The sequence below is a fragment of the Aedoeadaptatus ivorii genome (assembly GCF_900638585.1).
Lineage (GTDB): Bacteria > Bacillota > Clostridia > Tissierellales > Peptoniphilaceae > Aedoeadaptatus > Aedoeadaptatus ivorii.
This window is the reverse complement of the sequence record NZ_LR134523.1, coordinates 277,000-291,047: the sequence shown is the minus strand read 5'-3', so window position 1 is coordinate 291,047 and position 14,048 is coordinate 277,000. Positions and strand designations below refer to the sequence as shown.

The 14,048-nt window shown below is 55.4% G+C and carries 11 protein-coding genes and 1 riboswitch; of the genes, 5 read left to right on the top strand and 6 right to left on the bottom strand.

The annotated features are described in order from the left end of the window. Window positions 1–116: 116 nt before the first annotated feature. Complete coding sequence (locus EL294_RS01370) at window positions 117–1,601, bottom strand: FAD-dependent oxidoreductase (RefSeq protein WP_126464747.1); 1,485 nt, start codon at window positions 1,599–1,601, stop codon at window positions 117–119. An 87-nt stretch (window positions 1,602–1,688) separates the two neighbouring features. Further along, the gene (locus EL294_RS01365; protein ID WP_126464746.1) at window positions 1,689–2,450 is read right to left on the bottom strand and encodes an ABC transporter ATP-binding protein; all 762 of its coding nucleotides are present in this window, start codon (window positions 2,448–2,450) and stop codon (window positions 1,689–1,691) included. Between the two features lie 81 nt (window positions 2,451–2,531). Between EL294_RS01365 and EL294_RS01360 the strand changes: the two genes are divergently transcribed. Next, the gene (locus EL294_RS01360; protein WP_126464745.1) at window positions 2,532–3,038 is read left to right on the top strand and encodes a type 1 glutamine amidotransferase domain-containing protein; all 507 of its coding nucleotides are present in this window, start codon (window positions 2,532–2,534) and stop codon (window positions 3,036–3,038) included. A 47-nt stretch (window positions 3,039–3,085) separates the two neighbouring features. Here the strand turns inward: EL294_RS01360 and EL294_RS01355 are convergent, their stop codons facing one another. After that, window positions 3,086–4,102 carry a FecCD family ABC transporter permease gene (locus tag EL294_RS01355; RefSeq protein WP_126464744.1) on the bottom strand — a complete coding sequence of 339 codons (1,017 nt, stop codon included), beginning with the start codon at window positions 4,100–4,102 and terminating at the stop codon, window positions 3,086–3,088. Further along, a complete protein-coding gene (locus tag EL294_RS01350) occupies window positions 4,099–5,079 on the bottom strand; it encodes an ABC transporter substrate-binding protein (RefSeq protein ID WP_126464743.1) in 981 nt (326 codons plus the stop codon). The genes EL294_RS01355 and EL294_RS01350 overlap by 4 nt, the downstream gene beginning before the upstream one ends. A gap of 30 nt (window positions 5,080–5,109) precedes the next feature. Next, window positions 5,110–5,271: riboswitch (cobalamin riboswitch) on the bottom strand. Window positions 5,272–5,670: 399 nt separating this feature from the next. Here EL294_RS01350 and EL294_RS01345 point away from each other — a divergent pair. The 3 genes from EL294_RS01345 (at window position 5,671) to EL294_RS01335 (ending at window position 9,188) form a co-directional block, all read left to right on the top strand. Next, entirely contained in the window at window positions 5,671–6,270 is a 600-nt protein-coding gene (locus EL294_RS01345) for a prolipoprotein diacylglyceryl transferase (RefSeq protein WP_126464742.1), read from the top strand. Next, window positions 6,225–8,204 (top strand): fibrinogen-binding adhesin SdrG C-terminal domain-containing protein, encoded by a 1,980-nt coding sequence (locus tag EL294_RS08095; protein ID WP_331852445.1) that lies wholly within the window; start codon window positions 6,225–6,227, stop codon window positions 8,202–8,204. Before EL294_RS01345 ends, EL294_RS08095 begins: the two co-directional genes overlap by 46 nt. A 90-nt stretch (window positions 8,205–8,294) precedes the next feature. After that, the gene (locus tag EL294_RS01335) at window positions 8,295–9,188 is read left to right on the top strand and encodes a class B sortase (RefSeq protein WP_126464740.1); all 894 of its coding nucleotides are present in this window, start codon (window positions 8,295–8,297) and stop codon (window positions 9,186–9,188) included. Window positions 9,189–9,252: 64 nt separating this feature from the next. On the opposite strand, the gene EL294_RS01330 is transcribed toward EL294_RS01335, so the two are convergent. Further along, window positions 9,253–10,458 (bottom strand): MFS transporter, encoded by a 1,206-nt coding sequence (locus EL294_RS01330; protein ID WP_126464739.1) that lies wholly within the window; start codon window positions 10,456–10,458, stop codon window positions 9,253–9,255. A 161-nt stretch (window positions 10,459–10,619) separates the two neighbouring features. Here EL294_RS01330 and EL294_RS01325 point away from each other — a divergent pair, with 161 nt between their 5' ends. After that, window positions 10,620–11,801 (top strand): CAP and S-layer homology domain-containing protein, encoded by a 1,182-nt coding sequence (locus EL294_RS01325; protein WP_126464738.1) that lies wholly within the window; start codon window positions 10,620–10,622, stop codon window positions 11,799–11,801. A 1,046-nt stretch (window positions 11,802–12,847) separates the two neighbouring features. Here EL294_RS01325 and EL294_RS01320 read toward each other — a convergent pair. Next, window positions 12,848–14,047: a DUF1015 domain-containing protein gene (locus EL294_RS01320; protein ID WP_126464737.1), complete on the bottom strand. Its 1,200-nt coding sequence runs from the start codon at window positions 14,045–14,047 to the stop codon at window positions 12,848–12,850. Window position 14,048: the final 1 nt, after the last annotated feature.

Genomic DNA, 14,048 nt, shown 5'->3' with positions numbered 1-14,048 from the left:
AATCTTTGATTTGGCTAACGGAGCGGCCGACTCCGCTTCGCTCCGCTCAGGATGACAAGTGTTTTTCGCGTTACATCCCCACAAAAAAAGACGCGACCGATGTCGCGCCCTTCTCTCTATTTCGCCAGGTGTTCGGCGAGGAAGTACCCTTGCGTGTAGTTGTTCCCGTGGTTGAGGCCCAGCACGGTCATGGGATAATCCCTGGAGCCGAAGAAGCAGCCGCACACATTGCCCGCAGCATACAACCCGGGGATGGGCTTGTCGTTTTCGTCGAGGCAGTTGAGGTTTCCGTCTACCACGACGCCGCCCAATGCCATGGTAAGGCGCAAGTGCCGGTGTATGCCGTAATACGGCGGGGTATCGATGGTCTGTAAGTACTTCGGATTTACGCCGAAGTCTGGATCGGATCCCTTACGGGCGTTTTCGTTGTAGCGTTCCACGGTTTCGACGAATTTTTCGATGTCTTCGATGCCCAGTTTTTCTGCAAGTTCCTCCAGGCTGTCTGCCTTAAAGGTGCCGATCTGTGAGCGAATTACGCCCTTTCGCTTGGCGATATCTTCTTCGGGCATAAAGTTTTTGATCGTCTCTTTGTCCGCCACTTCGCCGGGAAAGTCCTTCGCCTTTTCGGGGTAGGCGTCGTCGAAGATCTGGAAGTAGTTCCCCTCGTCTTCTTCGCTCAGCAGATAGCAGTTCATGACCGCCATCTCCTCTTCCTCGTTGCAGAAGCGCGTGCCGTCGCGCTTTACTCGCAAAAAGGGCATATCCATCATTTCGGCGGGACCGGCGTCGAAGTCGTGGGCCATTTTGGTGTGGCCGATGTTTTCGATGCGGCCGCCGGCGCGCACGACCATGCGGTGACCGTCGCCGGTGCGTCCGCGCTTTTTGCGCTCGTAGTGGACCATGTCGGGCAAAAAGAAGTTCGACATTTCCTCGTCGTTTTGGTAGTCGCCGGTGGCGATTACCACGCCTTTTTTCGCCGCAAAGCGCAGATAATTCTCACCGCGTCGGGCGATGACGCCGACCACGCGATCGCCGTCTTTTTCGAGCTTTACGCCGCGTGTCTTATAGTAAAAGTCGATGCCCTTTTTCTCGCCGTAGGCGGCGAGCTCTTTGACGGCGCGCCCCACGCTATACGGTTTGGGGCCGAATAGGGCGGTGACAAAGCCGATGTCGAGGTCGTATTTTTCGAGCATGGGCTTGTGGGGGCCGGTGCCCACATTTTGCACCTGGCAGCCCGCTTCTTCGCCCCAGTGGATCATGCTCGATACGGCATCGCCCGAATGCTTTGCCCACACCTCGAGCACCTCGCGCTTGGGCCTATGGCCGGAGTGGTTCTGCATAATAGAGACGAGCCGCGCCACGTCCTCGGGCTTGCTCTCATCGGTGACAATCCCCGCGCCGATATTGCCGCAGGCACTGGCGGCGGATTCCTTTTGAATCACCGCCACCGAAAGCCCCTTTTCCTGCGCCCGCAGTGCACAGGGAATGCCCGGGGTGCCGGCGCCCACCACGACCACGTCGTAGGCGTATGTCTCTGCGATCTCGGGGATTTCTTCTTCTTTTCCCAAAATCTCGATGTAATTTCGATTCACAACTTCCATACTTACCTCCTATGCTTCATTCCTATGGGTATACGGTTTGTATACCCGAAGGGTAGGCGATTCAAAAAGTACGAAAGCCGCCGCTTATCAAAGTCCCTGGGGCGGAAAAAGCACCTGGTGCGTGTCCGTGCCCGGAATCATCGTCGCCACCGCCTCTACCCCGTACAGTCCGCGGATCCAGGCGGGATCCACTTCCTCGGGACGGCGGGGCGAAAGCATCTTTCCGTCTTTTAAGGCGTAAAGACGGTCGGCATAGGCGAGGGCGAGGTTTACATCGTGCAGCACGCAGATCGCCGTCGCCTGCCGTCGCTTTATTAGCGAAAGGATCTCGAGCTGATAATAAATGTCCAAGTGATTGGTCGCCTCGTCCAAGATCAAAATATCCGTCTCCTGGTTCAGCGCCCGGGCGAGCACCGCCCGCTGCCGCTCCCCGCCGGAAAGTGCCAACAGATTGCGCTCGGCAAAGTCTTCGAGCCCCACGGCCTTCAAATACCCCCGCGCCCGCGCCACATCCTCGGCGGTATCGCGCGCCAAAAACGACTTGTACGGCGTGCGGCCCATCAGCACCATATCGAGCACGTTCATGTCGAACGCCATATTCTGAAACTGGCTCACCAGCGCCACCCGCCGGGCGTACGCGCGCCGAGAGATGGTGCGGACCTCCGCCCCGTCGAGCAAAATCCGCCCGCTATACGGAAGAATGCGCGCCAGGGTGCGCACCAAAGTGCTCTTTCCCGATCCGTTGGGCCCGATCACGGCTACACATTCCCCCGGACGCGCGGCAAACGACACGTCTTTCAAAATTTCCTTTTCTCCGATAGACACAATGAGGTGTTCGGCTTCGAGCATAGCGCCTCCTTTCTCGCATCAAAATATCTGCGTCAGATCCTCCCCTGCGGGTATGCAGTATGTATAGGAGGTAAGGACAGTATGAAAAAAGTAGCCATATTAATAGAAAACCAATTCGACGAGCAGGAACTCATCTACCCCTTCCACCGCCTGCGGGAAGACTATGAGGTAGAGCTGATCGGCACCGACGCCGAGACCGAGTACAAGAGCAAGGCGGGCTTTGTGAAAAAGAGCGACCGCGCCTCACAAGACGCCAAGGCGGAGGATTACGCCGGCGTGTATATTCCCGGCGGCTTCTCCCCCGACTTTATGCGCCGCTCTCCCGACACCGTCGCCTTTGTAAAGGCCATGGCAGAGGCCGGTAAGCCCGTGGGCGCCATCTGCCACGGCCCCTGGATGCTGGCTTCCGCCGCCGATCTTTCGGGCAAAAAGGTGACCAGCTTTCCCAGCTTGCGCGTAGACCTCGAAAACGCCGGCGCTGAATGGGTCGACGAAGAAGTCGTCGTTTCGGACAACTTCGTCACCAGCCGCAACCCCGGCGATCTGCCGGTACACGTGCGGGAGTTTATCAAACTCTTGGAATCCTAATCCCAAACGAAAAAGGTCCCCGCGGGGGCCTTTTTTTGTGCCCGGTCTTAGCCCCGGGTCCTGCGTTTTGCGTTCTTTACGATCAGATATACGAAAAACGGCGCCCCCACCACCGATACCACCACCCCGGTGGGCAATTCGCCGCCGGGGACCATATTGCGCGCGGCGATATCGGCCCACAACAAAAATATAGCCCCCAAGAGCATTACCACGGGAATCAGCCGCTTGTGGTCGGTGCCCGCCATAAACCGCGCCATATGGGGTACAATCAACCCCAAAAATCCGATTGTGCCCGCGGCGTAGACCATCGCCCCTACCATCAGCGATACGCACACAATGTAAAGCAGGCGGATCTTGGCAAGGTCCTTCCCCAGGCTATAGGCGGTCTCGTCGCCCAACAGCATCAGATTCAGATTGCGGTACTGCCCCGTTAAAAACAGGCACAAGAGGAGAATCAGCGGTGCCAAAAACTTCAACTCCGCGAGCTTTGCCCCCGAGAGCGAACCCATAAGCCAAAAACTCACCTCGCGCACCGCATCGCGGTTCTTTGCCGTATACAAAAGCAGCGTCGATGCGCTCGATGCCGCCGTCGAAATCGCAAGGCCCGAAAGAATCAGCCGCTCCGCCGTGGCGCGCCCGCCGATGCCCGAAAGGGCGAGCACCCCGAGCGCGGTGAGGAGCGCAAACAAAAACGCGCCGATCCCCGGTCCGTAGGTGCCGAAGGCGGAAAACAGCCCCAACACGATCGATGCCGTCGCACCGAGCGATGCCCCAGAGGAAATCCCCAATATATACGGGTCGGCGATGGGGTTTCCCACCACCGCCTGCATTACGAGCCCCGCCACCGAAAGCCCCGCGCCCACAATCACCGCGAGGAGCATACGCGGCAGGCGGATCTCGGTGACAATCGCCGCCACCTGCGCAGGCGCTTCTTGCGGGCGAAACAGCGCCCGAAAAATCTCTGCGCCGGGGATCTTCGCATAGCCCAAACACAATCCCATATACGCCGATACCAGAAACAAGGCGATCAAAAGCGGCAATAAAAACCGATTGTGCCGAATCATAGTGCGGGATACAACCCTTTTACAATCGTCTCAATCCCGTCGGCCGTGCGCACACCCGAAGCGTACACCTCGGACAGACTCACCGGATATACCCGATCCTCCTGCACCGCTCTCAGCGACCGAAGCGCGGGATTCTCCTGAACGCACGCGAGCTGCTCGCCCTCCGTCTTCTCTTCGCCGAAATACACCACAAAGATCGCCTCCGGATCCTTCTCGATCAATTCTTCCGCGCCGAACCGATCCCCTTCGATCGGAAGTTCCGCGCCCGCCTTCAGGGCGATCTCGCCGCCTACCGTGTCCTTGCCGTAATTGCGAAACAAATTTTCGTCCTCGATCTCGAGAATCACCGCCGTCACCTTGGGCTTACCCGCGCGGGGTTTTTCCGTCTCCTCGAGACGCGTGCGCATATCCCGTACAATCTGCTCCGCCACATCTTCCTTATGAAAAATCTTGCCGAGCGCCAAAATATCGTCGAACTCATTTTCCAAGCGATTGGGCTTTACCGCCCCGCTATTTTTTAATATATACGTATGTACGCCCTTTTTATGCCAATCGCGCACATCGCCCAACATCTTATCGGTAAAATACGACGACCAAGAGAGAATCATATCCGGCTCCATGGCGAGCACCGCTTCCTTCGAGGGCGCATCTTCCATATATTCTACCTCGCCAAAGGCTTCCTTATACTCTTCCTTTACCGGAATATCGAGCATCGCCGCCGTGACAATCTTATCCTCCAGACCCAGCGCCAGCATATTCTCGATCGCCGATTGGTACACACAGAGCACCTTTTCGGGCATCTTCTCAAAAGTCTGTTCCACCGGCTTACCGTCGCTGTCTACCGTGTCGATCGTAACCGGTGCATAATCCGACGGCACCGCCGTCTTTTCACCTGCCGTATCGGAAACATTTGCGTCCCGGCCACAACCTACGAGGAGCAATAACAAAATCGATACGACCGCAATAAACCTCTTCATAATAACCTCCTGTGTATGTCTTCATACCGCGTGAAAAACCTACCGTAGGCGGGTATCCTGACTTCCCGTCTCCAACGAGGCAGCGCCCTTCCCGTAAAGTGAGCGGGCCTCTCGACGTATACAGTGGCGGGACCGTGCGCAAACGGCGACTTCCCCTTTTATCCCGAAGGAGCCTACATAAATAGTATAGCAATCCGCAAAACCGAAGGCAATTTAAGTCATTCTGATTACAAATTTATGGGCGTCGGTTTTTTTGGCGGGAAAACAAGGCAACCATATATCCTCAAAATCCATAGGATGACATCTATATATAAATTTTATATACCTGCCCCACATCCGCCGTACGATCCGATGCAAGGCGTGTTTTCTTCGAGAATTCAAAAATTAATTTATTGAATAATGTGAAAATGGTTTTAAATACTGTAAATACGGGAAACCTTTCCCGCCAGAAAACTACACATGCTTTGTATAATTCAATAGATTGAACACCGTCAATCGTGGTATAGTAACATATAGAACTAAGTGTATACATTCATATACACGGGTACACGGGGTTCTCGAACGTCAATTGTAAAGGAGAAAAGATGATCCATGAACAACTTTAAAAAGAACGCCATTCGTAACGTTCTCATCATGACCGTACTGGCGGCGCCAATCACCGTCCACGCCCAAGAGGCAGAAGACGTGGCAGCACTCGTTGCCACCCAATCCGTGGCAGAGACCGCCTACGAAACCGTAAGCGCCAAGCCCCAATCGGCACCGGCACAAGAAGCGCCCGCCAAAGCGGTAGCGCCCGAAGAAATCGAAGAGGCCGACACAAAGCCCGCAGAAGAAAAAGCGCCCGCCGCCGAGGCCAAAGAAGCCGACGCGAACGACGAACGCCTCGCCGCCGCCTTGGCAAAAGACCCCGCCGATCGAACCCAAGAAGAAAAAGACGCCCTCCTCAAAGCAGAGGCCCTGCAACCCGAAAAGCTCGAAATCGCACCCGTCGAAGTCGATCCCTCCACACTGGCCGAAGAAGTTACAAGAGATGCTAAGGATATTACCAACGAACTAATTAACCCCGTGGTAAAGATTCGCGAGACGGAAACAAAGGATACTGAAGGCACGCTAGACGTAGCCGGTGGCGAAGCCCTCTCCTTTGAATTTCCTTTGTCACTCCGAAGGACACCCGGGACGGAGACACCGTAACCATTACCCACTCCGATAACTTCGGATTAAAGGGACTCGAGCCGGTACCCACCGATCTTTTAGACATCACATTCGGCGATACCGTCATTGCAACTGGAAAGTATGACGTGGATAAAAACACAATCGTCTATACTTTTACCGATGCCATCAATGGAAGAGGCTACGCTAAGGCACGCGCCGAACACGTCGCTTTTGACCGGGAAGAGAAGATCCAAAACAGTCAAGAGCAAACTTTTACTGTTGATATGGGCGAGACCACTGATTCCATTACCTTAAATGTGGATTATGGTGAACCTTATAATCATGAAGGCTTAGAGGGAAAGAGTGAATTCACCGAATGGAATCCGGAAACCGGCGAATTTACCCAAATCTACTATATTAACCCCAACTCTAAAGATGTAAACTATTCTTCGGAAAACGATCTTCAACTATCTGTCGGCGTTATTCTTCACAATGGAAACGATGAAAACGAGGCAGAAACAGTTACCGGCTACCGCAGCAACGTATTCTTCACCAATGACAACACCAAGGTAACCGTATACAAACTCGATAAAGATACCGTTATGCCCCATGCCGTCTACGGAGACTGGCTCACCGATGACAAGATCGATACCGCTAGTGAGGTGGGTTTTAACAATCAAACCGGCAAGGCCAGAGTGAATTTTAATAGAAAGACCATTGACAATCCCTATGTCATTAAAGTCGTCTCTAAAGTCGATCCCAAAAAAGAGAATATAAATCTATATTCCGCCGCTAAATTCTACGGCAACGACGGAAATTTTACCACTTCTGCCAAGCCCGACGGGACCGATGATAACAAAAAAGAAGGATTTACCCTAGTAAAAGAAGAGATCAAAAAGTCTGATAAGATTACCGACGAATTGGATGGAGAACCGAAAGACATCCACTTTATCCCGAACGAAGATCTTGAAGTTACCTATGTCTATAGAAAAGACATCACTTCCGAAGATCCCGTGGAAGAAAAGGGTTCTTTCACTGAACACCACATTTACGAAGTATACAAAGATGGTGAAAAGCAAGAAGATCAAACCACAAACATCCACCTCGACAAGGTCGAAGGTACAGAGGAAGAAACTTTTACCACTTCTGCCAAGCCCGATGGGACCGATGATAACAAAAAAGAAGGATTTACCCTAGTAAAAGAAGAGATCAAAAAGTCTGATAAGATTACCGACGAATTGGATGGAGAACCAAAAGACATCCACTTTATCCCGAACGAAGATCTTGAAGTTACCTATGTCTATAGAAAAGATATCACTTCCGAAGATCCCATGGAAGAAAGAGGTTCCTTTACTGAAATTCATGAATACTATGAATATGACAAGGACGGAAAGTTGGTAAATACCAATACCATCACCATTCCGAAAACAGAAGGTACAAAAGACGAACAGTTTACTACCGCTGCCAAACCTAACGGTACTGAAGAGAATCCTAAAGAAGACTTTGAACTCGTTCCCGAACGAATTGAAAAGTCTGATGAAATCACGAAGACCATCGACGGCAGCGAAGTGAAGGACAACTTTGTTCCCAAAAAAGAACTCAAGGTCACTTATGTCTACAAGAAAGACACGAAGACGACCACGCCGGAAGGTCCGTCCGATCCGACCCCGGGAACGCCGTCCGACCCGACGCCCGGCAAGCCCTGGAACCCCGGCACTCCTGGCGGACCGGTAGATCCCACCCCCAACAAGCCGAGTGAACCCACGCCCAATAAGCCGGGTGAACCCACTGCTCCCGAAAAGCAACCCAAAGACAAGCCCTCTACGGACAAACCCTACGCCCCCGAAAAGACCGGCGTGGTAAAGAAATCCGACAAGGGCGATACGACGAAGAAGGTCGAAACCAAGGCGAAGGACGACGCCGACAAGGCGCCCCAAACCTTCGATGCCGGTGTAAGCGGCTACTTCGGCTGAGCGTTTTGGCATCTGCGATTCTCGGTTTCTTCGAATCCAAGCGCAGAAAGAAATAAGCACGATATTTGCCGGTTATAGAAAGGACCGTCCATGAAAAAATATCTGATACGCGCCGTAGAATTGGCGTTGGTCCTGTGTATTCTATTCTCGGCCTATAAGATCTTCGATTATTACCATTCCAACCAAAGCTTTCAGGCGGATCAGGCGGAATTTGTGCAGGCGATGGAAAGGGCGGAGGCCGCTTCGCCTGCCGCTACCCCGCCCGAGAATCCCGCAGAGCCAGCGGCAAAGGAAGAGACGCCCGCCCTTCCTCTCCCCGCCAAGTCTGCCGAGGCAAAGCCGGAAGAGGCGGCACCCGCGTCCGAGACACGGGAAGCGGCACGGGAGGAAGCGCCCGCCCCCGCCGCAGAGAAAGCGCGCACAGAGGCGGCGCCCGCTTCTTCTAAAAATGCCATCCGCTCCCTAAAAGACCGCTACCCCGATGTGGTGGGCCGCATTCGCGTGCCGGGCACGGCGGTGGACTTTCCGGTGGTGCAGGGCGAGGACAATGCCTTTTACCTGGACCACAACTACAAGGGCGAGTACCACCCCTTCGGCGCGGTGTTTATGGACGCGCGAGACGCGGCGGATTTTTCGGACTATAACACGGTGCTCTACGGGCACAATGTCCGCAGCGGCCACGTGTTCCACGAGTTGGTGCAGTATGGCGACGAAGAATTTCGCGCCGCGCACCCGCTGATCTATGTCGATACGCCCCGCGGGCAAATGGCGTATCGGGTGGTGGCGGCCTACGACGTCTCCGCCTATGCGGACTACCGCAAGCCGCAGTATAGCGGCGAAGACAAGGCGCGCTTCCTTTCGCGGATCGACGCGGAGAATCTGCTTCCCTACACGATGCCGCGAAACGGAAAAATACTCACCCTCTCCACCTGTTCCGACCGGGACGACCGCATGGTGATCCACGCGGTGCGCACGGAATCATAATCGAAGGCAAAAGAAAGAGACGAGCCAAAAAAATGGCTCGTCTCTTTTTGTGTGCAATCGTATTTTAACCGGCGACCTTTCGCATGCGGAAGTACAGAAGGAGCGCCACCGCTTCTACCGCGAGGGCAAAGGCGATGATGGCACCGATCTGCCCCGCTTCGTAAAAGGCGCCCATCGACGCCGCACCGCCCAGCAGGGCGAGCCCGTAGGCGCCGTTAAAGATGCCGTAGCCCGTGCCCCGCTTGTGGTACGGCGTCAAATCCGAAATCGCCGAGCGCATAATGGTCTCGTGAATGCCGAGGATGACGCCGAATACGAACATCCCCGCCACGATGACGGCTTTGTTCTTTGTGATGGAAACCAGGGGCAATAGCGCCGAGAGGACGGGGATGACGATCAACACGCCGAGGCCCGCCCGGGCGCCGGATTGTTCCTTTTTCTTGTCGTAGGCGCGCCCCACCACGAGGGCGGTGACGGCGTCGACCACCATGGCAAAGGCGTAGAGCATGGGAATCTGCGCGTCGGTAAACAGATTCGCCGCCTTGAGATGATACCCGATGGTGCTGAAGTTTACAAAGCCCAATGTGGCGAAAAAGGTAAAGGCGGTATAGAGCCAAAAGACCGGCTCAAAGCGCTGCTGCCGAAGCCCCGCTGTATCGGCATCGGGCAAGAGGCGGTTTCCCTCTACTTTGCGGTAGGCAAAGAACAAAAAGAGCATAAGGGCGACAAAGGGAATCGCCAACAGCCGGTACCCCTGCCGATAGGCGCCTACGCCCCGCGCGCCGGAAAAATAAAACACCGCGGTAAAAATCAGCGGCCCCAAAAAGGCGCCCAGCTGGTCGAGGGCTTCCTGCAGGCCAAAGGCAAAGCCGACGCCCACCTCGCCCTGGGCGACGCCCGACAGGACCGTGTCCTTGGCGGGGTTTCTCAGCGCCTTGCCGATCCGCTCGGCGAGGATGAGCACCACGAGGATGTTCCAATCGTAATAGAGCCCCATAATCGGCACGGCGATCAACATGCCGTAGCCGATAAACATAAACAGCCAAGGCCGCTGGGTTTTATCCGATAAAATGCCCGCCACCAATCGCAAAAAATAGCCTAAAAATTCGCCGATCCCGAACACGAGACCGACCTTTGCCGCCCCGATTCCCAGCAACTGGAAGTATTGGGGGTTGGCGCTGCGGGCGCTTTCGTATACCATATCCCCGAACAAACTGATGACGCCAAAAATCAATATGACGATCACGCTCGGAGACAACGAACGTTTCATATAGATAATCTCCTTTCTGTGTCTATGGGGTACATACCCGTGTTTTGCCCAAAATCTCGCCGCGAGGTCTCTGCAAACTGCAATTTTCCTGTTAGCGGGACCCCATTTTCGGTTATAATCCTAGTACTACATGAAATGCAGGTAAAATTTAGGAGGTAGCTATGTTATCATCTTTCAAATCCGGCCTTGCCGCGGCGGCCCTCGCCGCGGGGATGCTCTTCTCTTGTGCTTCGGGCGCCTTTGCGGCAGAATCGGACGCCGCCCCCGAAGCGCAAAAGATCCGCATTTTGCAGGAAAAAAACATCGTGCGCGGCTACGGAGACGACGACTTAGGGCTCGACCGCGCCGTAAGCCGGGCGGAGCTCAGCAAACTGATCGTGCTCGCCATGGGTTTGAAAGACAGCGCCGATGCCGCCAAGTCGCTCCCCTCCCCCTTCCCCGACGTGGCGGATGCCCACTGGGCGAAGGGATATATCGCCGCCCTTGAAGGCGCCAATGCAAAGCGGCCCGCCCCGGTACTGAATGGCTACGCAGACGGCAAATTTCAGCCCGATCGCAAAGCGAGCTATGGCGAGGTGGCAAAAATCCTCGTCGTCCTCGACGACAAAGAGGCGCGCTACCCCGATCCGTCCGAACCTTGGCCCGACGGGTGGATGCACCGGGCGCGGGAACTGGGTCTCGCCCCCGAGGATGTGGCGGGCAATGCGCCGGCACTCCGCCGCGATGTGTTCGTCATGCTCTACGACGCCATGGCCGACGAAGAGGGCTTTGCGACCCTCGTCGTGCCGCCGGAAAAAGAAAAGGCGCCGGGCTTCAGCGACTACAAAGACAGCTTTAACACCCGCTCCACCTTCGACCACCGCGTGTACCAGAAGGAACTGCTGAAACTCATCAACGACGCCCGCGCCTCGGCGGGACAAAAGCCGCTCCGCCTCACAGTGGATTTGCAGCAGGGCGCGTATGTGCGGGCAAAGGAACTCGCCCTCTACGGCAATATGCGGATCCGCGGCAATCGCCACGTGCGTCCCGACGGCACGCCCTACTACACCGCCTACACCTACCTGCCCGTGCTGAATCCCCGCTACTTTGTGGGCGAAAACCTGATTCAGGTGCCCCTCAAAAAAGAAATGGACGAGAATACGCGGCAGATCATGACCGATCCCGTGTATCTCGCCCACCACAGCTTTAACGCCTGGTGGAAGAGCCCCGGACACCGGGAGAACATGCTGTCGCCCCTCTACTCTACCGTGAACGTACAACTCTACGCGGGAGAGGAAATGCGCGAAGAGCCGGGGGCAAAAAACGTCGGCATCCTCGTCGGCGCCACCGCCTTCTGTCGATAGGGGAAAGAGAAGAGGTATACCGTGTGGTATACCTCTTTTTGTGTGGAAATTTACGATAAAATCCTATTCGTGCGGCTCGGCAATGGCCTCGTTTCGGATCCCGTGTAGGAAGAGAGATCTTTCGACGCGGGGCTTCGCCCCTTGCTCAAGATGACAATAAGGGGCGGGTCGCGAATCCCCTTTGTCATCCTGAGCGGAGCGCAGCGGAGTCGAAGGATCTCCGACAGCTATTGCGGGTTGCCTGTTTGCACGGTACCTACTGCGGGTCTTGTTGTCCGAAAGAGAAGGTACATCGTGCGGTTCGGCATGGGCTTTTTTGCGTACCCCATATAGGGAAAGAGATCTTTCGACGCGGGGCTTCGCCCCTTGCTCAAGATGACAATAAGGGGCGGGTCGCGAATCCCCTTTGTCATCCTGAGCGGAGCGCAGCGGAGTCGAAGGATCTCCGAGAACTATTGCGGGTCGACGGATTTCACAGTACCCACTTCGGATCTTATTGCCCGAAAGAGAAGGTACATCGAGCGGTTCAGCTATGGCTTCGTTTCGGGCCCCGTGTAGGGAAAGAGATCTTTCGACGCGGGGCTTCGCCCCTTGCTCAAGATGACAATAAGGGTGTAACGTGGAAATATACTTGTCATCCTAAGTAAAGTCGGACGCTCCGTAGGCTATTGCACCCCCAACCCTGTCATCCTGAGCGGAGCGAAGCGGAGTCGAAGGATCTCCGACAGCTATTGCGGGTTGCCTGTTTGCACGGTACCTACTGCGGGTCTTGTTGTCCGAAAGAGAAGGTACATCGTGCGGTTCGGCATGGGCTTTTTTGCGTACCCCATATAGGGAAAGAGATTCTTCGACTCGGAATAAATTCCTCGCTCAGAATGACAATATGAGGCGTGACAAGAATTTGTCATCCTGAGCGGAGCGCAGCGGAGTCGAAGGATCTCCGAGAACTATTGCGGGTCGACGGTTTGCACGTTACCTTCTGCGTGTCTTGTCGCCCGGACAATAGGGAACGAATGTGCATCTCGCCAATTCTCCCGTTGCCGTACTCACCTCAGTTCGTGAATAAACAATCCCGATCGAGGTTTGGGTTCAAACCATGTGGATTTGGGCGGCATTACGCGACCGGCATCGGCGACGTCCATAAGTTCCTCCAGGGCGGTGGGATACAGGGAAAATGCGACGGCCATGCCCGCATCCACTCTCCGCTCGAGCGCTTCCATGCCCCGCACGCCGCCGACGAAGTCGATGCGCTCAGAGGTGCGGGGATCGTCGATGCCCAGTATCGGCCCCAAGACATTGTCTTGCAAAAGGGATACGTCCAAAGCGGCCACGGGATCGCGTGGCATTTGACCCGTAAATTCCAGTCGGTACCACCGGCCCCCCGTATACATGCCGAATGTGGCTTTTTGCGCGGGCCGAAGGGGACCTTCTGCTTCTATTACCGCAAAGTGCGCCCCGAGCTTTTCGAAAAACGCCCTTTCGCTGAGGCCGCCCAGATCCGCTACGACGCGGTTGTAATCGTAGACCTGCAAATCCCTATGGGAGAAGAGGATGGCGAGGAAGCCCGCATTCTCCTTCTCGGTCTCGGCGGCAACCCGCGCGGCGGCAGCGCAGCGATGGTGTCCGTCGGCGATATACATCGACGGCACGGCGCGAAAAAGGTTTTCGATGGCGGTTACGGTATCGGAATCCCGCAGGCTCCAAATGCGGTGCACCACCTTGTCGTCTGTGGTAAATTCGATCTCCGGCGGGCGGGCACTCTCCTCGTCGATCCGTCTCCGTATTTCGTCCCGCTCCAGATAGGCGAGGAAGATGGGCCCGGTTTGGGCGTTCAGGGCGCGGATGTGATCCACCCGGTCGGCTTCTTTTTTTCGGCGGGTCTTTTCGTGGCGTCGAATGGTGCCGTTTTCGTATTCCGCCACCGACGCTAAGCACACCAAACCCTTTTGGCGCCGCCCCTCCCTTTCCAATTCGTAGATATACAGGCCCGGCACCTCTTCCCGATAAAAATGCCCCTCCGCCACCATGGCATCGAGTTCTCTACGGGCGCGGCGATTCCTATCGCCGTATGCCTCTTTCGGCGCCATCATCGCCTCGGGAAGGTCGATGCGCAAGAAGGACAGGGGATGGCTTTCGATCTCCCGCCGGGCTTCTTCTCGCGAATACACATCATAGGGCAGGGCCGCAATCTGTGCCGCCTCTTTCGGCATCGGCCGTAAGGCCCGAAATCCTCGTATCTGTACCATA